Annotated in this window: 17 protein-coding genes and 1 pseudogene; 10 read left to right on the top strand and 8 right to left on the bottom strand. The window is 64.5% G+C overall.

The window, feature by feature from the left end:
* Positions 1–10: 10 nt before the first annotated feature.
* The 3 genes from DN412_RS23885 to DN412_RS23875 all read right to left on the bottom strand — a co-directional run bounded on the left by DN412_RS23885 (position 11) and on the right by DN412_RS23875 (position 3804).
* Positions 11–490, bottom strand: coding sequence for a (2Fe-2S)-binding protein (locus DN412_RS23885; RefSeq protein ID WP_115213844.1), 480 nt, complete (start codon positions 488–490; stop codon positions 11–13).
* Between the two features lie 200 nt (positions 491–690).
* Positions 691–1638 carry a LysR family transcriptional regulator gene (locus DN412_RS23880; RefSeq protein ID WP_115213843.1) on the bottom strand — a complete coding sequence of 316 codons (948 nt, stop codon included), beginning with the start codon at positions 1636–1638 and terminating at the stop codon, positions 691–693.
* Between the two features lie 162 nt (positions 1639–1800).
* Positions 1801–3804: a sigma-54-dependent Fis family transcriptional regulator gene (locus DN412_RS23875; protein ID WP_115213842.1), complete on the bottom strand. Its 2004-nt coding sequence runs from the start codon at positions 3802–3804 to the stop codon at positions 1801–1803.
* Here DN412_RS23875 and DN412_RS43060 point away from each other — a divergent pair.
* Positions 3803–4060: a hypothetical protein gene (locus DN412_RS43060; protein ID WP_133303073.1), complete on the top strand. Its 258-nt coding sequence runs from the start codon at positions 3803–3805 to the stop codon at positions 4058–4060. The two genes, DN412_RS23875 and DN412_RS43060, sit on opposite strands and share 2 nt — an antisense overlap.
* A 14-nt stretch (positions 4061–4074) precedes the next feature.
* Here the strand turns inward: DN412_RS43060 and DN412_RS23870 are convergent, their stop codons facing one another.
* Positions 4075–4608 (bottom strand): lecithin retinol acyltransferase family protein, encoded by a 534-nt coding sequence (locus DN412_RS23870; RefSeq protein WP_115213841.1) that lies wholly within the window; start codon positions 4606–4608, stop codon positions 4075–4077.
* Between the two features lie 451 nt (positions 4609–5059).
* On the opposite strand from DN412_RS23870, the gene DN412_RS23865 reads away from it, so the two are divergent.
* From DN412_RS23865 to DN412_RS23850, 4 genes are all read left to right on the top strand, one after another.
* Positions 5060–7204: a hydantoinase/oxoprolinase family protein gene (locus tag DN412_RS23865; RefSeq protein ID WP_115213840.1), complete on the top strand. Its 2145-nt coding sequence runs from the start codon at positions 5060–5062 to the stop codon at positions 7202–7204.
* Between the two features lie 11 nt (positions 7205–7215).
* Positions 7216–9540, top strand: coding sequence for a hydantoinase B/oxoprolinase family protein (locus DN412_RS23860; protein ID WP_115213839.1), 2325 nt, complete (start codon positions 7216–7218; stop codon positions 9538–9540).
* Between the two features lie 23 nt (positions 9541–9563).
* Positions 9564–10073: an acetone carboxylase subunit gamma gene (locus DN412_RS23855; protein ID WP_115213838.1), complete on the top strand. Its 510-nt coding sequence runs from the start codon at positions 9564–9566 to the stop codon at positions 10071–10073.
* Positions 10074–10263: 190 nt separating this feature from the next.
* Positions 10264–10479 (top strand): hypothetical protein, encoded by a 216-nt coding sequence (locus DN412_RS23850; protein WP_115213837.1) that lies wholly within the window; start codon positions 10264–10266, stop codon positions 10477–10479.
* 1 nt (position 10480) lies between these two features.
* Here DN412_RS23850 and DN412_RS23845 read toward each other — a convergent pair whose 3' ends face one another.
* Positions 10481–11887 (bottom strand): heavy metal sensor histidine kinase, encoded by a 1407-nt coding sequence (locus tag DN412_RS23845; protein WP_115213836.1) that lies wholly within the window; start codon positions 11885–11887, stop codon positions 10481–10483.
* A complete protein-coding gene (locus DN412_RS23840; protein WP_078200194.1) occupies positions 11884–12558 on the bottom strand; it encodes a heavy metal response regulator transcription factor in 675 nt (224 codons plus the stop codon). Before DN412_RS23840 ends, DN412_RS23845 begins: the two co-directional genes overlap by 4 nt.
* Before the next feature lie 347 nt (positions 12559–12905).
* Here DN412_RS23840 and DN412_RS23835 point away from each other — a divergent pair, with 347 nt between their 5' ends.
* Together DN412_RS23835 and DN412_RS23830 are read left to right on the top strand one after the other, a co-directional pair.
* A complete protein-coding gene (locus DN412_RS23835; RefSeq protein ID WP_115213835.1) occupies positions 12906–16319 on the top strand; it encodes an adenylate/guanylate cyclase domain-containing protein in 3414 nt (1137 codons plus the stop codon).
* 313 nt (positions 16320–16632) lie between these two features.
* A pseudogene (locus tag DN412_RS23830) lies at positions 16633–17693 on the top strand (porin).
* Between the two features lie 225 nt (positions 17694–17918).
* Here the strand turns inward: DN412_RS23830 and DN412_RS23825 are convergent.
* Both DN412_RS23825 and DN412_RS23820 read right to left on the bottom strand, forming a co-directional pair.
* Complete coding sequence (locus DN412_RS23825; RefSeq protein WP_115213834.1) at positions 17919–18263, bottom strand: DUF4148 domain-containing protein; 345 nt, start codon at positions 18261–18263, stop codon at positions 17919–17921.
* A gap of 183 nt (positions 18264–18446) precedes the next feature.
* On the bottom strand, positions 18447–19391 hold the full coding sequence (locus DN412_RS23820) for a COG4280 domain-containing protein (protein ID WP_115213876.1): 945 nt from the start codon (positions 19389–19391) through the stop codon (positions 18447–18449).
* A 369-nt stretch (positions 19392–19760) separates the two neighbouring features.
* On the opposite strand from DN412_RS23820, the gene DN412_RS23815 reads away from it, so the two are divergent.
* From DN412_RS23815 to DN412_RS23805, 3 genes are read left to right on the top strand one after another with little or no spacing between them, the layout of a single operon-like run.
* Positions 19761–20987, top strand: a complete 1227-nt coding sequence (locus DN412_RS23815) for an efflux RND transporter periplasmic adaptor subunit (protein ID WP_115213833.1) — start codon at positions 19761–19763, stop codon at positions 20985–20987.
* 14 nt (positions 20988–21001) lie between these two features.
* Positions 21002–24163, top strand: a complete 3162-nt coding sequence (locus tag DN412_RS23810) for an efflux RND transporter permease subunit (protein ID WP_115213832.1) — start codon at positions 21002–21004, stop codon at positions 24161–24163.
* A gap of 1 nt (position 24164) precedes the next feature.
* Positions 24165–25622 carry an efflux transporter outer membrane subunit gene (locus DN412_RS23805; RefSeq protein WP_115213831.1) on the top strand — a complete coding sequence of 486 codons (1458 nt, stop codon included), beginning with the start codon at positions 24165–24167 and terminating at the stop codon, positions 25620–25622.
* Positions 25623–25645 lie beyond the last annotated feature (23 nt).

Below are 25645 nucleotides of genomic sequence, written 5' to 3'. Positions count from 1 at the left end.
GGTGACTGTTTCATTTCGCGCCCCCCTTGCCTGCCACGTTCGACTTCGCCACATGCTGGATGGCAGCGCGGATGCGCGTGTAGGTGCCGCAGCGGCAGATATTGCCGCTCATGGCGCCGTCGATATCGGCTTCGCTGGGATGCGGGTTGGCCTTCAGCAGCGCCGTGGCGGACATCAGCTGGCCGGCCTGGCAGTAGCCACACTGGGCCACGCCGAACTGCTCCCACGCTGCCTGGAGCGCCTGCCCGACCTTGTCGGCCGCCAGGCCCTCGATGGTGGTCAGCTTCCTACCAGCCGCCGCGGAAACGGGCGTGACACAGGAACGAATCGGTTGGCCGTCCAGATGCATGGTGCAGGCACCGCACAGCGCCATGCCGCAACCGAACTTGGTGCCGGTCATTCCGAGGTGGTCGCGCACCGCCCACAGCAGCGGCGCATCGTCGGGCAAATCGATCTTCTGGGGCTTACCGTTGATGGTGATTGTTCTCATGTCTTCTTGCAGGGCGTGCCAGTGGGAACGGACGGCCTTTACAAGGCCGCACGCGGCGAATGCAACGGAGATTCTGGTGCGCGCACGGCGCACCCGGAATGAGAATTTTGGGAATTCACAATTCCAGGCGTCGGAATTCTTCTTTTCGCCCCGGAAGACGGCTGGCGCGGCAGCGATGCCGCGATGGCCATGCGCGCCGCCTACGCTCCGCCGGACGCTCTGCGCCCGCCGCCCTGTCCGCTACCGGGAAACAGGTCGGGATCGGTGAAATACGCGACCAGTGCATCGAACACCAGCCGCACGCGCTTGGGTACCGGCGCTCGCCGCGGACGGAATACGTAGAGGCCCCATGGCTGCGGCGTGTGTTTTTCCAGCACGCTGACAAGCTGGCCAGCGCGGAGGTACGCGCCTGCAAGGTAGTCCGGCAGCTGGCCATAACCGAGCCCGGACAGCACCGCGCCGAGCTCCGTTTGCGGGTCGTCGGTGAGGAACGCCGGGGTGCGGGGAATGAACTGCTCACCCTGCGCGAAGTACCAGGGCCAGGGTCGGCGGGTGCTGCCCGCCACCAGGCCGGTGGTGGGCAGCCCGTGGAGATCGGCGGGCAGCGCAGGCATGCCGGCGCGCGCCACCAGCTCTGGAGTCGCTACCACATGGAACGAAATCCGCCCGGTCATGCGGGCAACAAAGCGCTGGTCGCGAAACATGCCGAGACGCACGCCGATGTCGATTTCCTCGTCCACCACGTCGGCAACCTGGTCCGACAGCCGCAGGTCGAGCATCAGGCCCGGATGCTCGAGGGCAATCTGCCGCAGGGCCGGCAGCAGGTGCTCGCGGCCAAGCGTGTAAGGGGCCGTGATTCGCACGGCGCCGCTCAGCTCGGTCGCGGCGCGGGCCGCAGGCTGCGCGAACAGGCCATCAACATCGCTCAGTGCCTGGCGTGCGCGTTCGGCCAGCCGCTCGCCCGCGGCGGTGATTCGCACACTACGCGTATTGCGGTGAAACAGGGGCTCGCCCACCAGGTCTTCCAGCTCCTTCACCGCGCGCGTAATGGTCTGGGGCGAGGTGCTCAGGCGCGCTGCCGCCGCCTTGAAGGAAGGCGCTTCCGCGGTCACGCAGAAAATCCTGAGCATTTCGAGTCGATTCAGCATGCACCCTTGGCGATCCCGGCCGGCAACTTCGCGTCTCGGCTGGCGCGCATATTCCAAATAGTGGAGTATAAGTGCGGACGACGCGATGCTTCATCGGCGCGAGTTGGCACCCGGCGATGCGATAGCGGCGCAAGGATGTCGCGCCGCGGGCCAGTCAACCCGCTACATGCCGGCGCCTGAACTGCCAGGCTCGCACTGGATCGCGGCCAGTTTGACGTACAAGGTACTCCGCGAGATTCCCAGTGTCCGGGCGGCCATGGACATATTGCCGTGGGAATTCGCGATCGCCTCGAGTATCGCTTGTCTTTCCATTTCCTCAAGACGACCGCGCGGACCGGGCGTTGACGTCGAGGTGGATATGGAAACTGAGTCCTTTGGCGTCTGCGCGATGCCCGGGGGTAACAGGGAAGAATCGATGACGTGGCCTTCGCTGAGCGCGAACATCACCTCGAAGACATTGTGCAGTTCACGTATGTTGCCCGGCCAGCGATAGCGCAGCAGCGCCTGCAACACGGCGGGTTCAAGCTGCTTGGGCGCACAGTCATACTTGCGCGCCAGTTTGCCGTTGAGATGCGCAATGATTGTCTCGATATCGCCGGGCCGGTCGCGCAGCGGCGGTAGTAGCAGGCTGACGACGCAGAGGCGGTGGTACAGGTCTTCGCGAAAGCGCCCGGCTGCGATCTCCTTCTGCAGATCACGGTTAGTGGCTGCGATGACGCGCACCGCGACGCGCCGCTCGCGGGTATCGCCCAGGCGGACCACAACGCCGTCCTGCAGCACGCGCAACAAGTGGGGCTGCATGTCCAGCGGCATCTCGCCAACCTCGTCCAGGAACAACGTACCGCCGTCGGCCTGCTCGAACTTGCCCGGAAGGCCTCCACGGCGGGCGCCTGTAAAAGCGCCGTCGGTATAGCCGAAGAGTTCGCTGGCCAGCAGCTCACGGGTAAAAGCGCCGCAGTTGACGGCAACGAAAGGACCGTCGGGGCGGTTACCCGCCCGATGAAGCGCCCGCGCAAAGAGTTCCTTCCCGGCTCCGGTCTCGCCAAGCAGCAGTACCGGCAGATCGAGAGGTGCGATACGGCGCGCGCGCGCCTTGGTCGCCACCAGCACCTCGCTTGCCCCGATGATCTCGCCAAACGCATCGTTGGCTGCCATCGATGCCATAGCCGTGGGCAACGATATCGCGCTCCGATGCTGGCGCGCCTCGAGTGGGATCACCAGCATCGTACCCAGCATACCGTCATGGTCCTTCACCGGGTGCAGCCATTCGGGGCGCAGCCATTGCGGCCGTTGGCAGCTCCGGTCGATTTCGGGCAGTGCCAGGTCGAGTCCTGGCACCTGGCCGCCAACTTCCAGGGGCAGCCGTACGTCATAGCTCTCCCGCGCCGCCTGCGCATTGCCGTTGGTACGGACAACGCGCCCGCGGCTGTCGATGAGCACCACGTAGTCGCTGGCGTAACGGATGAAATGATCGATCGATCGGGTCAGCAGCCGCTCGTGCATGGCAACGCCGCGGCGGGCCAGTTCGCCCTCGATCTGCCTGGCGGCCGCCACCACAAGGCCCAGGGTGTGGCCATGGAACGTTTCCTTGACGCCAGAGACATCCACCACGCCCAGCAGGGTGCCGCCAAATGGGTCGAGAATCGGCGCCGCAGCGCAGGTCCAGCTCTTGACGTCCACACAGAAATGCTCGTTGGCATGGATCTGAACTGCAGCGGCGGTGGCGATCGCAGTGCCGATGGCATTGGTACCGATGACGTCCTCATTCCAGCAGCCACCGGTGGCCAGGTTGATCCGCTCGCCAACGCCGCGGGCCCGGGTCTCACCGCTGAGTTGCAGAATGGTGCCGCCCGGATCGCAGAGCATGATGAGGGTACCGCATTCCCGCAGGATCTCACCCAGGCCCTCGAGTGCCGGCCTGGCGGCATCGCACAGGTCCCGGCTCTGGCGCTGCAACTGGCGCACGTGCTCGGCGCCAGCCCCCGGTGCGGAGTGCTTGGCAGGATCAACGGCCTCGGACCGACACCGCTGCCACGATGCGAGGACGACGCTTCGCACCCCTTTGACTTCCACGGGTTGGTCCTGCAGAAAACGCTCCCAGGCCGACGCCACGACCAGTTCGTCGCGGATGCGGGGGATCAGAGCGCCGTATTGTAAAGGGGGCATGGACGATCACTATCAGTTGACTGCAGTAACCGTATGCCCGCGTTATTCCCAAGTCAACAACCTCTTTGAAATCAACAGTTTGTGCTTTGCAGCAAATCAATTGGAAGGTGTCCGGTTTCCGGCCATCGCCGCCTCAGGTGTCCGGAAACCGGACAATGGCAACCATGCCCGCGCCAAGCGCGGTTGCGTTAGCCGTAGCCGCCACGAAGGTACCGGCCGTACGATCGGTGGCCGATGTGCCGGAAGCCATGCATGACGCACGAGCACGGTTCAGGAAGAAGATTGCGTTGAATTCACGAACGTCCCGCATTCGAATCCGAGGCGGGAATCGGCTCGCACCACCGGCACGCTCCGCGAGTCCGCGAGCCGCCTGATGGCGTCGCGGCACGCAGCGAGCACATCACTTGCCCAGGACTTCCAGAGGTCGATCTGATCGCTGCGGCTCTCGCCATACAAGCACCACATACAGAAGTGCTCACAATTATTGGAAATCAGGCGATAGCGATCCTCGCCGAGCCGGGAGTAGGCGCGCCGGACGGCTTCCACACCAGCGAACCTGGCACCGGGGCTTTGCCGGACCCGCACCGGACGCCCGTTCGCGAATTCCTCGAGCGTGACCTCGTGCACCGGGGCCGGACGCAGTGACCGCGACAGACCCGCGTAATGCACGACCTTGCCGGCGCCCGCATAGACGCCATGATGCGTGTACCCGAATCGATCGGTGACGAGATGGGCGCCGGGCGCCAGGTCCGTGTCGGCAAGCGCTTCGACCGTCAGGCGCCTTGTCGTCGTTGAATTCCTCATTTGCTTCACCACGTTTCGCTGCCATTCGCAGGAAACCAGCGCACAGGGCGTGCCAGCGCTGCAGGCGATCTCCGTGGCCGAGCACCGGAAAGTCAGAGACCATCGCGGCAGCCACAGGCAAGCGCCCATTCCCACGCCCGGCGCCATTCGCGCAGGGCAACAGCGCATACCCCGGCCGCTAAAACCTGGGCTCGCCGCAAGACAACCGCATCGAATCGTTGAGCAGAAGGTGTCCGGTTCCCGGACACCTCTGTGCAGGGGCGTCGTGAATCCGGACAGCGACAGCAGGCACCCCCGCTACTACAGAAGTGGCACGGGAATGCCCGCAACGCATTGATTTCCATCGCGTATCGGCGCTGCGCGCCTGTGCCAGCCAGGGCTTGGCACAGGCCTTGCCATGGATGGGTCGTGGGGAACTCCCACCATGACGACACCAACGACAGGAGGCAGTATGCAATCGCAGTCCACCGTACAGGTGATGGGCATCGATGCTGGCGGCACGATGACCGACACATTCTTTGTGCGCTCCGATGGCCGCTTCGTGGTCGGCAAGGCGCAGAGCAATCCCGGCGACGAATCCCTTGCCATCTTCAACTCTTCCGAAGACGCCCTTGGCCACTGGGACCGGACCGTGGACGATGTCTATCCGGAGCTGGTGACTTGCGTCTACTCCGGGACGGCCATGCTCAATCGCATTCTCATGCGCAAGGGCCTCGACGTTGGCCTCATCTGCAACCGCGGCTTCGAGCAGATCCATTCGATGGGCCGCGCCCTGCAGAGCTATCTCGGCTATGCCCTGGAGGACCGGATTCACCTGAACACGCACCGCTACGACGAGCCGCTGGTGCCCGTCTCGCGCACGCGCGGCGTCACCGAACGTACCGACGTGCAGGGGAAGGTGGTCATCCCCCTGCGTGAAGACGAGGTCCGCCAGGCTACCCGGGAACTGGTGGAGGCCGGCTCGCAAGCCATCGTCATTTGCCTGCTGCAATCCCACAAGAACGAATCGAGCGAGCAGCGCGCCCGTGATGCGGTAAGGGACGAGCTGAAAAAGCTGAAGGTGGATATCCCCGTCTTCGCCTCGGTGGACTATTACCCGTCGCGCAAGGAAAGCCACCGCATGAATACCACCATCCTTGAGGCCTATGGCGCCGAACCCTCGCGCCAGACCTTGAAGAAGGTGAGCGACCGGTTCAAGAAGCACGGCGCCAGGTTCGACCTGCGGGTGATGGCCACGCACGGCGGCACCATCAGCTGGAAGGCCAAGGAACTCGCACGCACCATCGTCTCCGGCCCCATCGGCGGCGTCATCGGCTCCAGGCTGCTGGGCGAATACCTGGGCGACGAGAACATCGCCTGCTCCGACATCGGCGGCACCAGCTTCGACGTGGCCCTGATCACCAAGGGCAATTTCGCCATCAAGTCCGACCCCGACATGGCCCGGCTGGTGCTTTCCCTGCCCCTGGTGGCGATGGACTCGGTCGGCGCCGGCGCCGGCAGCTTCGTGCGCCTGGACCCCTACAGCAAGTCGATCAAGCTCGGCCCCGACAGCGCCGGCTACCGCGTCGGCACCTGCTGGCCGGAAAGCGGACTCGACACGGTGTCGGTCTCCGACTGCCACGTCGTGCTCGGCTACCTGAACCCGGAGAACTTCCTGGGCGGTGCCATCAAGCTCGACGTGCAGCGCGCCCGCGACCACATCAAGGCGCAGATCGCCGACCCGCTCGGCCTGTCGGTCGAGGATGCCGCCGCCGGCGTCATCGAGCTGCTCGATCTCACCCTCTCCGAGTACCTGCGCGCCAACATCAGTGCCAAGGGCTACAACCCGGCGGAATTCACCTGCTTCTCCTACGGCGGCGCCGGCCCGGTGCACACCTACGGCTACACCGGGGGCGTCGGCTTCAAGGATGTCGTCGTGCCGGCCTGGGCGGCCGGCTTCTCGGCCTTCGGCTGCGCCTGCGCGGACTTCGAATACCGCTACGACAAGTCCGTGGACCTTGGTGTTGCCCAGCACGCCCCCGACGCCGACAAGGAAGCCGCCTGCAAGAGCCTGCAGGAAGCCTGGTCTGAACTGGCGGTCAAGGTCATCGACGAATTCGTCCTCAACGGCTACAAGCCCGAGGATGTGCTGCTGATCCCCGGCTACAAGATGCAGTACATGGGCCAGTTGAATGACCTCGAAATCGTCTCGCCGGTGACCAGCGCCGCCACCGCCGCCGACTGGGACCAGATCGTCGAGGCCTTCGAGAACACCTACGGCCGCGTCTACGCGAGCTCCGCCCGCTCGCCGGAACTGGGCTTCTCGATCACCGGCGCCATCCTGCGCGGCACCGTCGTGACCCAGAAGCCGGTGCTGCCGGAAGACCCGGATGCCGGCCCGACGCCGCCCAAAACGGCCTATCTCGGAACCCGTCCCTTCTACCGCCACAAGAAGTGGGTGGATGCCGCGCTCTGGAAGATGGAAGCCCTGAAGGCCGGCAACCACATCGTGGGTCCCGCCATCATCGAATCCGACGCCACGACCTTCGTCGTGCCCGACGGCTTCGAAACCACGATCGACAAGCACCGCCTGTTCCATCTCAAGGAAGTGAAGTAAGGAGACCCGCCATGAATATGATGAGCAATAAAGAAGTCGGCTTCGCCGACCTGCTGCAGAACGGACAGACGCTCAAGCAGCACCGCGACGGCATCATCGAGCGCACCAAGGCCACCGGCCACTACAACGGCCTCGACAAGCTGGAATTCCGTGACAGCGACCCGATCGGCTATGAGAAGCTGTTCTCCAAGCTGCGCGGCGGCCTGGTGCATGCCCGCGAGACTGCCAAGAAGATCGCCGCCAGCCCCATCGTCGAGCAGGAAGGCGAACTCTGCTTCACCCTCTACAACGCCGCCGGCGACTGCGTCCTGACTTCGACCGGGATCATCATCCACGTCGGCACCATGGGCGCGGCGATCAAGTACATGATCGAGAACAACTGGGAAGCCAACCCCTGCATCAACCCCGGCGACATGTTCACGACCAATGACTGCGCCATCGGCAACGTCCACCCCTGCGACATCGCCACCATCGTCCCGATCTTCTGGAAGGGCCGGCTGATCGGCTGGGTCGGCGGCGTCACGCATGTCATCGACACCGGCTCGGTGACCCCGGGCTCGATGTCCACCGGCCAGACCCAGCGCTTCGGCGACGGCTACATGATCACCTGCCGCAAGACCGGCGTGAACGACGAGCCGCTGCGCGACTGGCTGCACGAGTCCCAGCGCTCAGTGCGCACGCCCAAGTACTGGATCCTCGACGAAAAGACCCGCATCGCCGGCTGCCACATGATCCGCGAACTGGTGGAGGAGGTGATTCGTGCCGACGGCATCGAGGCTTACGAGAAATTCACCTACGAGGTCATCGAAGAAGGCCGCCGCGGACTGCAGAGCCGCATCAAGGCCATGACCCTGCCGGGCAAGTACCGCAAGGTCTCCTTTGTCGACGTGCCCTACAAGCATGAGGACGTGCAGGTCTCCAACGCCTTCGCCAAGCTCGACTCCATCATGCACTCGCCGGTGGAGATGACCATCAAGCCGGACGGTAAGTGGCGCCTCGACTTCGAAGGCGCGAGCCGCTGGGGCTGGCACACCTTCAATGCCCACCAGGTGGCATTCACTTCCGGAATCTGGGTGATGATGTGCCAGACCCTGGTGCCCACCCAGCGCATCAACGACGGTGCCTACTTCGCCACCGAGTTCCGCCTGCCAAAGGGCACCTGGTGCAACCCGGATGACCGCCGCACCGGCCACGCCTACGCCTGGCACTTCCTGGTCTCGGGCTGGGCGGCCCTGTGGCGCGGTCTCTCCCAGTCCTATTTCAGCCGCGGCTATCTGGAAGAGGTCAACGCCGGCAACGCCAACACCTCCAACTGGCTGCAAGGCGGCGGCATCAATCAGGATGGCGAGATCCACGCGGTCAACAGCTTCGAGGCCAGCTCCTGCGGCACTGGCGCCTGCGCGGTCAAGGACGGCCTCAACCACGCCGCCGCCATCTGGAACCCGGAAGGCGACATGGGTGATATCGAGATCTGGGAGATGGCCGAGCCACTGCTCTACCTTGGCCGCAACGTCAAGGCCAACTCCGGCGGGTATGGCAAGTACCGCGGCGGTTGCGGCTTCGAGACGCTGCGCATGGTCTGGAACGCCCAGGACTGGACCATGTTCTTCATGGGCAACGGGTTCATGAACAGCGATTGGGGCATGATGGGCGGCTATCCCTCGGCCACTGGCTATCGCTTTGAGGCACACAAGACCGGGCTGGACAAGCGCATCGCCATCGGCGATTCCTTGCCTCTGGGCGGCGACATCGATCCGGGCAACCCGGACTACGAGCGCCACATCGATGCCACCGCCGTGGTCAAGCGTGACAAGCAGTGCATCACCACCGAAGACTGCTACGCCAACCACGACCTGTACCTCAACTACCTGCGCGGGGGCCCGGGCTTTGGAGACCCGATCGACCGGGATCCGAAGGCCATCGAAGCGGACCTCAACCAGAAGTTCCTGCTGCCGGAATATGCGCAGAAGGTCTATGGCGCCGTCTTCACCCAGGACGCCAAGGGCGTGTTCACGGTAGATGCAGGCAAAACCCAGGCCCGCCGTGCCGAGATCCGCAAGGAACGCCTGGCCCGGTCCCTGCCAACCCGCGAATGGATGAAGGAGGAGCGCGAGCGCATCCTCAACAAGCACGCATCCGTCCAGGTGCAACACATGTTCGCCACCAGCTTCGCCCTGTCGGAGAAGTTCACGCGAGAGTTCAAGGCCTTCTGGAACCTCCCCGCCGACTGGCAGTTGCTGGAGGAAGAACTGGGGGTGCCGTCCTACGGCGCCAAGCACCGGATGGACCTCTCCCTGCTGCCCGACGTCACCACCGTCGTCCAGGTCGAAGAGTAATCACCGAATCAAGGAGCTGAACAATGTCTGCCTACACCAATGAACAGGTTGCCCACCTCGTCGAAGGCTCCCTGGACTGGGAAACCACCTTCCGCATGCTCTCGATGCCCAAGGATGACAGCCGGTTCGAGCAGTACCTGGCTGCCCTGCAGGCCAAGGTGAGCTTCCCGGACCGCATCGTGCTTCCGCTCGGCCCGCATATGCATATCGTGCAATCGGCCAGGACCAAGGCGTGGGTGATCAAGTGCGACTGCGGCCACGAGTTCTGCGACTACCGCGAGAACTGGAAACTGCATGCCTCGATCTACGTGCGCGACACCGAGGAGGCAATGACCGAGGTCTATCCCAGGCTCATGGCCCCCGACACCCAGTGGCAGGTATATCGCGAGTACTACTGCCCGGCGTGCGGCACCATGCATGACGTCGAGGCACCCACCCCGTGGTATCCGGTGATCCACGACTTCGAGCCGGATATCGAGGCGTTCTATAAGGAATGGGTGCACCTGTCGGTTCCGGAGCGCGCCCCGGACTGATCGCAGCGTGAAGAGCGGGGGCAGGCACTGCCTGCCCCCGCTGCAGACAACGGCGAAAACGGGAGGCAGGAACGTCGCCGAGACTTACAACTCTGTCATCAAGCAGCAATGCATCGGTTGGCATCGGATACCTAGACTGCTTTGCACGGCGCGACGATCCGCGCGCCGCACGAATCAACCGGAGAATGTCATGATGCCTACCCGCCGAATCCTCATTGCTGCCCTGCTGCTCACGGTACTGGGATCCGCCGCGCCCTTTGCCTCAGCGGCTGTCGATCCCTCCAACGAGCCCAACGGGGCGATCGCCGACCAGGTCCACCGCCCACGCGATCCCTTCACGGACGGCGCCAACAACGGCGCGCGCGATCCTTACCTCGATGGCGCCCACCTGCCTGCGCAAGCCTGACTCATTGGCCCGGGCCCGCGCGGCCCGGAAAGATCAGCCGGAAGCAGGTCACCTGCCCCGGTATCGATTCCGCCTGCGCGGTGCCATGGTGCAGATCCATGATGGTCTTGACGATGGCGAGCCCGATGCCTGACGACTCGCCGGAGTTGGCCCGCGCCGGGTCCGCACGGAAAAAGCGGTCGAACAGCTTCGGCAGATCCTCTGCTGCAATGCCAGGGCCCGGGTTCGACACCTCGATCCGCACCTGCGCGCCCGCCTCGCGCGCCCACAGGCGCACTTGTGTGCCGGTGGGCGCGTACCGGACCGCATTGGAGATCAGGTTGCCCACGGCGCGGCGCAGCAGCGTGGGATCCGCATGGACCTGGCCCTGCGCATCGACGAGAATGGTGATCCCGCGGGCGTCCGCCAACAGCTCGAAGTAGTCCGCCTGCCGCTCGAGTTCGGTGGCGAGGTCCAGCTCGGCGTAGCGCACCGCCACGCGCGCGTTGTCGGCCCGGGCCAGGAACAGCATGTTCTCGATCATCCGCCCAAGGCGTTCGTATTCTTCCACGTTTGACACCAGCAGCGCCTGGTATTCCTCGACCGACCGGTCGCTGGCAAGTGCCACCTGCGTTTGTCCGAGCAGGTTGTTGATCGGCGTGCGGAAGTCGTGCGCCAGGTCGGCGGAGAACTGTGACAAGCGCTCGTAGCGCTCGCGCAGCCGCTCAATCATGTGCTGCAACGCCAGCGCCAGCTCATTGAGTTCCGCGGGAAGCTGCGACGGATCGACGGGCAGCGCCCCGCTGGTGAACGTCACGGCCCGCGTGCCGGCGGCTATGCGACGCAATGGCGCCATGCCGGCGCGCAGCGCGGCATAGCCAAGCACGCCTGCGGCCAGGGCTCCAAGGCACGTCGCCAAGACCAGCTTCCAACGATAGGCGCGCAACAGTGCCATGCGCGATGCAGCAACCTGGTAGACCGTGACTTGTACCGGCAACGGCTGCGCGCCGGCGTGCGCGAGCATCGAGATGCCGTGCACCGGCAGTCCGTCGGCGCCGCTCCATGCGCGGATCGATGCCGGCCCGATCGGCGCTCCCGGCGGCAGCGCCGGGGCTTCGGGCGGCACGCCCGGCTCTGCTCCCGTCGCCACCAGCGGCGTGCCGTCGGGCGCGCTGGCGAGCAAGCCATACTCGGCGTTGCCGGCGACCACGCCGCCAAGCTCGCGCCATCGCTCGGCGTTGCTCGCTCCCGTCTCGGCGAGTTCGGCGCGGGCGCGGGCGGCCTTGCGCAGAAGCTCCGCGTCGTCCCGCTCGATGATCTGCGCGGCCAGCGCGTGATAGAGGTATAGCCCGACCCCGGCAAAGGCGCCCCCCGCAATCAGCGCAAAGGCGAGCGCGAGCCGCGCGGTGAGCGAGCCGGCAGACTTCACGGCTGGCGCGCTTCGAGGACGTAGCCGATGCCGCGCACGCTGTGGATCAGCTTCGGCGCGAAATGGTCATCCATCTTGGCGCGCAGCCGCCGGACCGCAACATCGACCACGTTGGTGTCGCTGTCGAAGTTCATGTCCCACACGTGCGATGCAATCTGGGTACGGCTCAGGACCTCGCCATGGCGCCGCGCAAGAAAATGCAGCAGCGCGAATTCACGCGGCGTCAGGTCGATGCGCTGCCCGCCACGGGTAACGCGGTGGCGAATCAGGTCTACCTCCAGGTCTGCGATCTCGATCCGGTCGGCTTCGCGCGAGGGCCCTCGCCGCAGCAAGGTGCGCACGCGTGCCAGCAACTCCACGAACGCGAACGGCTTGGCCAGGTAGTCGTCGCCGCCAAGCTCCAGGCCGCGCACCCGGTCCTCCAGGTCGTCGCGGGCGGTGAGGAACAATACCGGCGTGTCCTTGTGCTCGCGCAACTGCCTGAGCAGGTCCCAGCCGTTCATCCCGGGGAGCATGACGTCGAGGATGATCAGGTCATAGGCATGCTCCATGGCCTGATGCAGCCCATCGGCGCCCGTCACCGCGACATCCACCACGAAGGCCGATTCCGTCAGGCCTTTGCGCAGGTACGCCGCCGTCTTGGGCTCGTCTTCCACCACCAGGATCTTCATTGCCTTGCGCCCCCCTGTCGCCGCTGTCTGGATTGCATGCAGCGATCATATGCCCGGCGCACCCTGCGCGGAATGACAAGACTGTAATCGTTCCGACCGCGTTTGATGCCCTGCCGCATTTTAAAGACAGTGGATTGTGATGCTCGCGCTGCGGCATCCCGCCGCCATTCCTTCACAGTTTCGCGCGCCGTCTGCCGGCCTTCTATAAAGTGAACGTTAGATCTCACGCATTCCATTTCGACGCCGAGGCCCTCGCCTACTCGACCGAATTTTGCATCGACGGACTGCCCGCGGATGTTGGCCAGGCGTCTAATCTGTAGAAGGTGCGCCGGGGCAAGTGAGGTTGTATGCGCTGCTCGAACTGCGGATTCGAGAACTCTGCCGGGGCCAAATTCTGCGAGGAGTGCGGGGCCGGGCTGGCACGCGTGTGCCCGCGCTGCGGCCACGAGTCGGGGCCGGCCGCCAAATTCTGCAGTGAATGTGGTGCACCCCTGGGCGCCTGGCCGCAAGCGTCGCCCGCGCCCCCGATTCAGTACACCCCTCCCTATCTGGCCGAGCGCATCCTGGCCGAGCAGGCCGCCCTGGAAGCGCGCGGCGGCGACACGTCCGGCGCCGGCGAACGCAAGACCATCACCGTCCTGTTCGCCGACATGGCCGGCTCGACCGCGTTGATCCACGACCTCGACCCGGAAGCAGTCGACCGCCTGATCGCCCCCGTCGTCGCCCTGATGATGGAGGCCGTGCACCACTACGAGGGCTACGTGGCAAAGTCGCTGGGCGACGGGATCCTGGCCCTGTTCGGCGCCCCCATCGCCCATGAGGACCATCCTCAGCGGGCGCTGTATGCGGCGCTCCGCATGCAGGAAGCCATCCGACGCCACAGTGACCGGATACGCCTGGAGCAAGGCATCCCGCTGCAGATCCGGGTGGGCGTCCACACGGGTGAGGTGGTGGTGCGCTGGATCCGCAAGGACGACCTGCACACGGACTATGAACCGGTTGGGCACACGACCCACATCGCCTCCCGCATGGAGACGATTGCCGCGCCCTCGTCCATCCTGGTGAGCGCGTCAACCCATAAGCTGGCCGAGGGGTATTTCGAGTTCAAGACCCTGGGCGACACCCAGGTCAAAGGCATCCCCGAGCCGCTCACCGTCTATGAGCTGCTTGGCCTGGGGCCATTGCGCACGCGCCTGCAAGTGGCGGAGCGTCGTGGCCTGGCCCGGTTTGTGGGCCGCCAGACCGAACTGGAGCAACTGCACCGGGCGCTGGACCAGGCCACGGCGGGACACGGGCAGATCGTCGGGGTGTTGGGGGAAGCCGGGGTCGGGAAATCGCGGCTGTTCCATGAATTCAAAGGACGCTCGCAGCGAGGCTGTCTGGTGCTCGAAGCCTTTTCGATTTCGCACGGCAAGTCCTTTGCCTATTTGCCCCTGATTGACCTGTTGAAGAACTATTTCCAGATCACCGCCCAGGATGACGACCAACGGTGCCGGGAAAAGGTCATGGGCAAGGTGCTGGCGCTGGAGCGCAGTCTGGAAGACCTTTTGCCCTACCTGCTGTATTTGCTGGGCATCGGCGAGCCGGGTTCGGCGCTGCCGAACATGGACCCGCTCATCCGGCGGCAGCGCACGTTCGAGGCAATCATGCGCCTGCTGGTGCGCGAGAGCGTTAATCAGCCCATCGAGCTCCTGTTCGAGGACCTGCAATGGCTGGACAGCGACACGGAGGCCTTCCTGGCGTTCCTCGTCGACGCCGTGACAAGTGCCCGGATCCTCGTCCTCGTGAACTACCGCCCCGAGTATCAGCATGACCTGGGGCGCAAAAGCTACTATACCCAGCTGCGGCTCGATCCTCTGGGCCCCGCCGAAGCGCAGGACATGCTCAGCGTCCTGCTGGGGGTCGATCCCGGACTGACGCCCGTCAAGCAGCTCATCCTGGAGAAGACCGCGCGCAATCCCTTCTTCATGGAGGAGGTCGTCCAGACCCTGGCTGAGGAGAAAGCGCTGCTCGGCGAGCCCGGAGGTTACCGGATCGAGACGACGCCGACCGCGATTCGCATCCCGCCCACCGTGCAGGGCGTGCTCGCGGCTCGCATGGATCGGCTCCCCGGCGAGGAGAAGGGGCTGCTGCAGACCCTTGCCGTGATCGGCACGGAGTTTCCCTGGAGTCTGATACAGGCGGTCGTCGGGCGGCCTGAAGGCGATCTGCGCCGCCTGCTGTCCCGCCTGGAGGCCGGCGAGTTCATCTACGAGCGGCCCGCGTTCCCGGAGGTGGAATACACGTTCAAACATGCACTGACACAGGAGGTTGCCAGGAACTCGATGCTCACGGAACAGCGCGGCGTGCTGCATGAACGCACCGCGCAGGCCATCGAGGCGTTGTACCCTACCCGGCTCAAGGAGTACTGCAGCGAGCTGGCGCACCATTACAGCCAGAGCGGCAACGTCCCGAAAGCCTTGGAGTATCTGCACTGTGCGGGGCAACAGGCCTTCCAGCGTTCCGCCAATCTCGAAGCGATCCGGCACCTCGGCTCGGCGCTGGAACTGCTCATGCGCCTGCCCGACACGCCCGAACGCGCTGGGCAGGAGCTCGCACTGCAGCTTGCCATCGGTCCGGCCCTGATGGCAGCCCGGGGCTATGCCGCCCCGGCGGTGGAGGCGACCTACACTCGCGCACTGGCGCTGTGCGATCAGGTCGGGGAAGCTTCGCTACTGTTCCCGGCGCTGCTGGGACTGCGGACCTATTATCAGTTGCGGGCGGAGTACGCCACCGCACGCGAGCTGGGCGAGCGGCTGCTCCGCATAGCGCAGAACACGCGGGACCCGGCGTTGCTGGTGGAAGCCCATAGCGCACTGGGAGCGACCCTGTTCTTTCAAGGTGACCTCACCACTGCCCTTGCCCACCACGAGCAGGCGCTCGCGCTCTGCGGGCCCGGGCAGCGTCACACCCGTGCCTTTGTTTCCGGGGTGGATCCCGGCATACGTAGCCTGACCTTTGCGGCGTGGATCCTCTGGTATCAGGGCCATGCCGATCAGGCCGGCAAGCCGGGCCAGGAGGCGCTTGCCCTGGCCAGGAAGATGTCTCACCCATTCAGCCTGGTTCACTGCCTGGTCTTTACGGCAGAGCTTCATCAGTTCCGGCGTGACGCACAGCAGACCCGGGAGTTGGCCGAGGCTGCCATGGCGCTGTCAACCGAACAGGGGTTCCCTTTCTGGCTGGCGTGGGCACCCATCCTTCGCGGCTGGGCGCTGGCCGTGCAGGGGCACAGCGAGGAGGGAATCGCCCAGATCCGCCAGGGCCTTGCCGCCTACCGGGCCACGGGGGCTGAGCGGGAGCGCTCATATTTCCTGGCCCTGCTGGCCGAATGCTACGGGAATGCGGGGCAGGCGGACGCGGGGCTGAACGTGCTGGACGAGGCGTTGGCCATTGTCGACAGGACCGGGGAGCGCTTCTATGAAGCGGAACTGCGCAGGCTTCAAGGGGAGTTGATACTCCATGCGTCCGGCATGGGAAGCGACCCGTCCGCGAATGCCGGAGAAGCCGAGGCGTGTTTTCACAAGGCGATCGCAGTCGCCCGCCACCAGGGTGCAAAGTCGCTGGAATTGCGAGCAACGCTGAGTCTGGCCCGACTATGGCAACGACAGGGAAAGGCAGAAGCAGCCCGGCAGCACTTGGCGCAGATCTACGGCGCGTTCACGGAAGGCTTCGACACCACCGACTTGCCGCTGGCGAGAGCGCTGCTCGACGAACTGCCCTAAGGCCGCGCGGTCGGTCTGGCACTTCGTCATCCAGGCAATCAGAAGTGATTGCGGGGATTTCCACGATGGTGCTCGCGACTTCATCCAGCGGGATGGCAATCTCTCCTGCCGCGTGCACGGCAAAGCTGGGCTCCCCCCAGGCTGGCGCGTGATCGCCCATGTCACCCATATCCCCAATTGCCGCAGCCATGATGACCCGTCCCCGCTGCATCGTAACTGCTTTGTAATCGAACCGAAAGACGCTGCTTTCTATACTGCACCGGTTTTTTGGTGGTATTTAGTTTAATAAACAAGTAGGGGAAACAAAGTGGGAATTAAATCGGGCCTGACTTCGGCGGCTGTTCTGGCAATCTCGTCTGGTACATCGTTCGCGCAATCCAGCGTTACGCTTTATGGTGTGACGGATGTTGGCATCGAATACTGTCGAATGCACCCACCGCTAACGGCGGCAAAAACCTTGTGCGCATGTCATCCGGAAACTTGTCGACCTCACGATGGGGAATTCTCGGGGCGGAGGACCTGGGCGGCGGCCTGAAGGCAATCTTTCAACTCGAAAGTGGCATTGCCGTGGATTCGGGATCGAACAACGGCGGCAGCAGGCTATTCGACCGTGCCGCATTAGTCGGCCTCTCCAGCCAAAAATACGGAACATTGAGGCTCGGCCGACAAACCACTCCCATGTACGACTTGTCGGCGCTACTCGATCCGATGGCAATTTCCGTGCGCTACTCGCTGTACAGCAGCGACCCCATTGTCACGGGGCGCGCCGATAACGCGGTAAAGTACAACATCTCGTTCGGCGGCCTGACTGCGGCCGCGCTCTATAGCTTCGGCAGAACGGGCGCGGGAGAGGTGCCAGGTGATTTCCGGATCGACCGGAATATCGGAGGCTCGCTCTATTATCAAACTGGGGCACTTTCGGCCGGCTTGGTCTACGATGAATTCCAGGGCAGCACTATTGCGACACAGGATAAGAAAGATCGCCGGCTGCTACTCGGGGGCACGTACGAATTTGGCTCAATGAAGGCGTTCGCCGGATACCGCTGGCTGAACGGAAGCGCCAACGGAAACGTACGCTCAAACTTGTACTTTGCAGGCCTGCGCTATGCCGCGACCGGCGCGCTGTCGCTTACCGGAGCCGCATACTACACCGACACACGTCAGTCGAACGCTGATCCACTGATGCTTGTGGCGTCCGCCGACTATGCATTCTCAAAGCGCACTGATGCATACCTGACCCTCGGATACGTCAGGAACAAGGGCGGGTCGCAGCTTGGTTTGAACGGATTCAACGCAACCAGCGGTAGCCCCACGAGTGTCTGGCCAGGCTCGAATCAAACGGGTGCGGTGCTCGGTATCCGGCACAAATTTTGATGCACGAGTTATCGACACTCCTGTGACAGGCAGGGGTTTTACGGCCATCGCTATTCCGCGATGGCCTTTTTGAATGGCAGATTCGTTGTTGTTGGAATACTGAGGGGCTCCAATTTGACTACGGCAGCAGATCGTCCGGTCGAAAATGAGGTGCCCCGCCCGCGCGAACCACTTACGGAACGGTGCGGTTCAGCGGGACACCTCATCCGCGGCGTCAGAGGCACGTCATGCGCCGCTGTAGAACGAACTGCGTAGGTCATCCATCCCCGATTGCCCGGCGGCTGAGGGCGCTGCTGCCTGCAAATGGCCCTGTGCCTGCGGTTTCATGCCTGCCGAAGCAGCCTTGAGCGCGGCGGCATCCTGCGCTTGCACCTTGGCTTCGGCCGCCTGGATTTCTACGGGGTAGGTCGCGTCGTTGCCACGGCCCGGTGTGTAACCGGCCTGTTCCAGCCGGATCAGATCGGCGCGTACCTCGGCACGGGTAAGCGGTGCCTGCGCGCTTTGCGCAAAGGTCAATGCCGGGGCTGCGAAGGCGCAGGAAACCAGTACGGTTCGAACGATTGCTTTCATGATGCGGTACCTCTTTCAGTTGGAATGCCTCCGGTGGCACCGGAGTCGCGCTTTCATCGACATGATGAAAATGCTGTCTTCAGTATTGGCTCCGCCCGCTGACCGCAGACTGACCACTCCATTACCATCGCATTACGTTAGCTCTCACACGCCCAGGCGCTTACGATGCCCGGGGGCTCGCCCTCAGGCGCGCGCACGCCGGACCGCGCTGGCCGCCAGCAGCACCGTCAGTCCCACCGCGAACAGCGGCCCCGCGCTTGCAGCAGTGACGGCATGCTTTGCCCCCAGCTCCCACGAAGCCACCACCCAGGCCACCACGCTGAAGGCCAGCCAGCCGTCATCCACAAAGAGTCCCGTCACTTCCTCGACCACCTTCGCGATGCGGCGCCGAGGGGGCGGACGCGCGCCGGCGGCTGCATTCTGCCGCGCCGGGGACGCCCCGCGCAGTCGCATGCATAGATGAACCATCGCCAGCGCAACGACGAGGAAGACACCGATCAGAACCAGGATCGCCCAGTCTTCACCCGGCCACGACAGGCCGAGGCCCTCGCCTGCCCAAAAGGTGCCGAAAGCGGCGAGCATGACACCGACGCCGAACTTGAGCGAATTCTCCGGAACATTCGCCAGCGGTCGATGCAGGCACACGCCGAGCGCCACCACCACAAGCAATGCAAGGCCGGCACCGACGGACGCAGGCAGGATCAAGCGGCCGCTCGCGCCAATCGCGATGACGATGAACACCACCTCAATGCCTTCAAGCATCACGATCTTGAAGGCGGTCGCAAATGCCACCGCATCGATCGACCTGCCGGATGGCCCGGCTTGCCGGCGCAAGGATTCGGTTTGCGCGGTGAACGCCTGACCTTCATCGTGCATCGGCAAGATGCCTGCCGCCCGCAGCACCGCCTTGCGCAGCCAGCGCATGCCGAACAGCAGCAACAGCGTGCCAACGACCAACTGGGCCACCGGCAACGGAACCCTGGCCAGCGCAGGGCCGGCGACTGCCACCAATAGCATCAGGGTGGCCAGCGAAGCCGCCGTCCCCAGCAGCGCCGAGCGCCAGCCGCGGACGGCGCCGACCGCCAGCACGATGGTGAGTGCCTCCACAAACTCGACCAGCGAGGCCATGAAAGCTGCAAGCACGGAAGGTGCTGCCGAAGTCCATTCATGCATGTCCCACTCCAGTTCTCCAGGGTGAAAGGGTTCGCTCGCTGGTGTGCGCGGCGCTCTCCAGCGAAGCCATTCCAGACAGCAGGCCGCATCTCTGCGGTGGTGCCGCGCCGGGGCGAACTCCGGCCGGCGTCGTTCGCGTGCGACGGCATGGATTCTAGTCAGTGCGGGGGAGGTGCAACGCTGTCAATTTGATTACGGATTTGTCATTCGCCGCGTTCCCTGCACATTAACAACTGTTAATGAACCGCCAACCCAGCCTTCATCCGCGATCGCGCAGAGTGCAACCACCCGCTCTTCACGAACGACCGGGATGGAGCCATGTTGATGAATTCGCACAAAACACTTCGGCGCAGTGCCTGTCTGGCCATCACGCTGGCAGTCCTCGCGCTCGCGGGCTGCGGTCCCGCAAAGCCAGCGAGTCCAAAGTCGGCGACGCCGGAAGTCACGGTGGTCACGGTCAGGCGGACCAGCGTTCCGGTCTCGGTGGAACTCCCCGGCCGCACCTCCGCCTACCTCATTGCACAGGTCCGGGCCCGGGTTGACGGCATCGTGCAAAAGCGCAGCTTCCAGGAAGGCGCCGACGTCAAGGCGAACCAGACGCTGTACCGGATCGATCCGGCACAGTATCGCGCCGCCCTGGACAGCGCCTCGGCGGCACTGCAGAAGGCGGAAGCGAATCTCGCCACCACGACCGCGCAGGCGGAGCGCTACCAGACCCTCATTGCCGGCAACGCGATCAGCAAACAGGCTTACGACAACGCGGTCGCGGCCCGGAAGCAGGCCGCCGCCGATGTTGCCGCCAGCAAGGCTGCCGTCGAGCTGGCAAGGCTCAACCTGGGATATACCGATGTCGTCGCGCCGATTGCGGGCCGCAGCGGCATTTCGCAGGTCACCCAGGGCGCCTATGTGCAGGGCAGCGCGGCAACGCTGCTGACCACGATCCAGCAGATCGATCCGATCTACGTGGACCTCAACCAGGCAAGCGTCGCCGGCTTGCAGCTTCGGCGCGACGCCGCCAGCGGACAGGTAAAGCTGCACGGCCCGGACCAGGCCAGGGTGACGCTCACGCTGGAGGACGGAACGCGGTATCCGCTGACCGGCAAGCTTGAATTCAGCGGCATCACGGTCGATCCGGCCACCGGCTCGGTGACGGTGCGCGCGATCTTCCCGAATCCGGACAACGTCCTGCTCCCCGGCATGTTCGTGCGTGCCCGCCTCGAGCAGGGTGTGAATGACAACGCGTTCCTGGTGCCTGTCCCTGGCGTTGGCCATAACCCGCAGGGGCAGGCAACCGCGCTGGTGGTCGGCCCCGACAGCAAGGTCGTCCAACGCACGATCCAGGCACAAAGTACGCTCGGCGACAAATGGATTGTCACCGGTGGCCTGAGCGATGGCGAACGGATCGTCGTGGCCGGCGGCCAGAAAGTGCAACCCGGGATGCTGGTGCAGGCAGTCGAAGCGCAAGGTCAGGCGGCGCAGGTCGCGGCGAAAGCAGACACCCGCGGCGCGTCCGCGACGCGACAGACTCCTGTGCTTGCGCAGGCAACCTAAGGGCGGACCCAGACATGGCACGCTTCTTCATCGACCGCCCCATCTTCGCGATCGTCCTCTCCCTCCTCATCATGCTGGCGGGAGGACTGGCCATACAGTCCCTGCCGATCGAGCAGTTTCCGCCCGTGGCGCCGCCATCGGTGCAGATCAGCACCACCTATCCCGGGGCTTCCGCGACGACAGTTCAGAACACGGTGGTCCAGGTGATCGAACAGCAGATGAGCGGGATCGACAACCTGCTCTACATGTCATCGACCAGCGACGATACCGGCCAGTCGACCACGACGCTAACGTTTGCCAGCGGCACCGACCCCAACATCGCCCAGGTGCAGGTGCAGAACAAGCTGCAGCTCGCCGTCCCATTGCTGCCGGCTCAGGTCCAGCAGTCGGGGGTGCGCGTCACCAAATCGACCAACGCGTTTCTGATGGTGATCGGCTTTGTATCGGCTGACAACAGCATGAACAAGTTCGACATCGCCAACTACGTGGTCTCCAACGTCCAGGATCCGATCAGCCGGATCAATGGCGTCGGCAATATGAACGTGTTCGGTACGCAGTACGCGATGCGCATCTGGATCGACCCCAACAAGCTCAATAGCTACGCCCTCAGTCCCAATGACGTCACCGCGGCGCTACAAAGCCAGAACGTGCAGATTTCCGGCGGCCAACTCGGCGGAACGCCGGCCGTGCAGGGCCAGCAACTGAGCGCAACGATTACTGAGTCGACGCTGCTGCGCACCAGCGAGGATTTCGGCAATGTATTGCTCAAGGTGCTGCCCGACGGCTCGCAGGTAAGGCTGCGTGACGTCGCGCGCATCAATCTCGGTGCGGAGAGCTTCAATGTCGACAACAAGTACAGCGGCCAGCCCGCCTCCGGCATTGGCATCCAGCTGGCGCCGGGCGGCAACGCGCTGGTCACCGCCGCCGCGATACGCGCCCGCATCAAGGAGCTCGAACCGTATTTCCCGCACGGGCTGAAGGTGGTCTACCCGAACGACGTCACGCCCTTCGTCAAGATCTCGATCGAGGAAGTGATCAAGACCCTGCTGGAAGGCATCGTCCTGGTGTTCCTGGTGATGTACCTGTTCCTGCAGAGTTTGCGCGCCACACTGATTCCCTCGATCACGGTGCCGGTGGTCTTGCTGGGAACGTTCGGCGTGATGTCGGCGCTTGGCTTCACCATCAATACGCTCTCGATGTTCGGCCTGGTGCTGGCCATCGGCCTGCTGGTGGACGATGCCATCGTGGTGGTCGAAAACGTCGAGCGCGTGATGCACGAGGAAGGACTGTCCCCGCTTGAGGCGACCCGCAAGGCGATGGGACAGATCAGCAGCGCGCTGATCGGCGTGGCGATGGTGCTGTGCGCGGTGTTCGTTCCGGTGGCGTTCTCCAGCGGCACGGTCGGCGGGATCTACCGCCAGTTCTCGCTCACCATCGTTTCGTCGATGCTGCTGTCGGTGTTCGTTGCGCTCTCGCTCACGCCCGCCTTGTGCGCGCTGCTCCTGAAGCCACCGCGCGAGGACCATGGCGAGAAGAAGGGATTCTTCGGCTGGTTCAACCGCACCTTCGACAAGGGCCGGGACCAGTATGTGCACGGGGTACGGCACGTCGCGGTGCGCTCCGGACGCTGGCTGATCCTCTATGCGGCGATCGTCGTAGCCGTGGGCATCCTGTTTGTCAGGCTGCCGACGTCGTTCCTGCCGAACGAGGACCAGGGCTTCATGTTCGTGCAGGTCCAGACACCGCCGGGTGCCACGCAGGCGCGCACCGGCGCGGTACTCGACGAGGTCAGCAAGTACCTGCTGAAGGATGAGGCGGCGATGGTCGACGCCACCTTCATGGTAAACGGCTTCAACAATGCCGGCCGTGGCCAGAGCCAGGGCCAGTTGTTCGTCCGCTTCAAGGACTGGAGCCAGCGCAACAGTCCCGAGCTGTCCGCCAAGGCCCTTTCCGAGCGCATCATCAAGCGCTATGCCACCTACGAGGATGCCGTCGTCTTCCCCGTCAGCCCACCGCCGATCCGCGGCCTGGGCGTTGCTGCCGGCTTTGACTTCGAGCTAGAGGATCGCGGCGGACTCGGCCATGACGCGCTCGCCAGGGCGCGCGACCAGCTTCTCGCGCTGGCCAGGCAGGATCCGGACCTTGCACAGGTGCGCTACAACGGGCAACTGGACAACCCGACGTTCAAGGTCAATATCGATCGCGAGAAAGCCGCGGCGCTCGGCGTCAGCCTCAGCGACGTCGACCAGGCCTTCTCGACTGCCTGGGGCTCCCGCTATGTCAACAATTTCCTCGATACCGACGGACGCATCAAGAAGGTATATGTGCAGGCCGATGCGCCTTATCGCATGAATCCCGGCGACATCAACCTGATCTATGTACGCAACAGCGGCGGCACCATGGTGCCCTTCTCCACGTTCGCGACAACTGCATGGACCTACGGTCCGCCAGTCCTGCAGCGCTACAACGGCGTGGAAGCCATGGAGATCCAGGGCCAGGCCGCGCCGGGCAAGAGCTCCGGACAGGCAATGCTGGCGATGGAGCGGCTGGCGAAGCAGCTCCCCGCGGGTATCGGCTTCGAGTGGACGGGCACCTCGCTGGAGCAGCAGCAATCGAGCTCGCAGGCTCCCCTGCTGTATGGCTTGTCGATCCTGGTGGTATTCCTGAGCCTGGCCGCCCTTTATGAGAGCTGGTCGATCCCGGTCTCCGTCATCATGGTGGTGCCGCTCGGCATCCTGGGCGCACTTGGCGCGACGTCATTGATGGGCTTGTCCAACGATGTGTACTTCCAGGTCGGGCTGCTCACCACTATCGGCCTGTCGGCAAAGAACGCCATCCTTGTCGTCGAGTTCGCACGCGAGCGTCACGCCCAGGGCCTCACGGCGCTGCAGGCGGCCATTGAGGCAGCGCACATGCGCATGCGGCCGATCGTGATGACCTCGATGGCGTTCGTGCTTGGCGTGCTGCCGCTGGCGCTGGCAAGCGGAGCAGGCTCGGCCAGCCAGAACGCAATCGGCACCGGGGTGATCGGCGGGATGCTGACCGCCACCTTTGTGGCCACGTTCCTGATCCCGATGTTCTATGTCGTGGTCAGCAGCAAGCTTGGCAAGAAGAAGCCGGCCGAGCCGGCAGCACCCGCGATGGCCGCGGCTGGCCAAGGCACCGGAGAAAACTGACATGAAGCGATACAGATCTGCCGCCAGTGCACTGCTCGTGACCCTTGCCGCCGGCTGCTCGCTGCAGCCGGTCTACCAGCGACCGGCGGCGCCGGTGTCGGCCGCTTTCCCCGCCGGCGAGGCCTACAAGACCGATTCTGCCGGGACAGGCGGTGCAACACTGCCGGCCGCGGACATCGGCTGGCGCGACTTCCTGGCCGATCCCCGCCTACAGCGGCTGGTTGAGCTCGCACTGCGCAACAACCGGGATCTGCGCGTCGCGGTACTGAACGTCGAAAAAGTCCAGGCGCAATACCGCATCCAGCACGCGGCAATGTTCCCACAGGTGGACGCCGGCGCGAGCGCGTCGGCCACGGGCACCTCGACCAGCCGTTCTGGCACCGGCGCGAACACCACCCGCAACTATTCGGTGGGGGTTTCGGCGTCCTGGGAGATTGATTTCTTCGACCGCCTGCGCAGCCTCTCGGATGCGGCGTTCGAGCAGTACCTGGCAAGTGCCTACGCGCGCCAGGCGGCCGAGATCCTGCTGGTGTCCGAGATCGCGGACCAGTACCTGACCACGCTCGCTTACGATGAGCAGCTCGCGGTGACGCAGAGCACTCTGGAGACCGCGCAGGCAGCCTACAAGATCGTGAAGCTGCAGTTCGACACAGGCATTGCGTCCGAACTGGACCTGCGGCTGTCGGAGACCACCGTCGAGCAGGCACAGGCAAATTACGCCGCCCAGGTCCGCTTGCGCGCGCAGGCCGAAAATGCGCTGGTTCTGCTGGTCGGCCAGCCGCTGCCACCCGACCTGCCTGCCCCCGTCAGGCTCGGCGCCCAGCCTGTCCTTACCGATATTCCGGCAGGACTGCCATCGGATCTGCTGCAACGCCGCCCCGACATCCTGCAGGCCGAGGCGGCCCTGCGCTCGGAGAATGCGAACATCGGCGCCGCGCGTGCGGCATTCTTTCCGCGCATCTCGCTGACCGGCACTCTGGGCACGGCCAGCGCGGCACTCGGTGGCCTGTTTTCAGGCGGGTCCAGCGCATGGTCCTTCGTTCCCTCGCTGCTCATGCCGATCTTTACCGCTGGCGCGAACCAGGCCAACCTGGATGTTGCGACGGTCCAGAAGGACATCGGCATCGAGCAATACGAAAAGGCCGTCCAGACCGCGTTCCGCGAGGTTGCCGACGGGCTGGCGGCGCGCGGCACCTATGACAATCAGCTGGCGGCACAGCAGCGCTACACCGATACCCAGCAGCGCCGGCTGGAACTGGCCAACATGCTCTACACGAGCGGCACCGACAGCTACCTGAGCGTGCTGACCGCGCAGACCGACTTGTACAACGCGCAACTGGCACTGGTCACGACACGGCTGAACCGCCTGACCAGCCTTGTCGACCTGTATCGCTCGCTCGGCGGTGGCTGGATCCAGCGCACCGGCGATGCGCCGCGGCAGGCGGAAAGTGTCTCATAATCCCGGAATTGTCAGGATGGACG

The sequence above is a fragment of the Cupriavidus lacunae genome (assembly GCF_003353055.1).
GTDB lineage: Bacteria > Pseudomonadota > Gammaproteobacteria > Burkholderiales > Burkholderiaceae > Cupriavidus > Cupriavidus lacunae.
The sequence above is the reverse complement of the archived record's forward strand: the minus strand, read 5'-3'. Positions and strand labels throughout refer to the sequence as shown.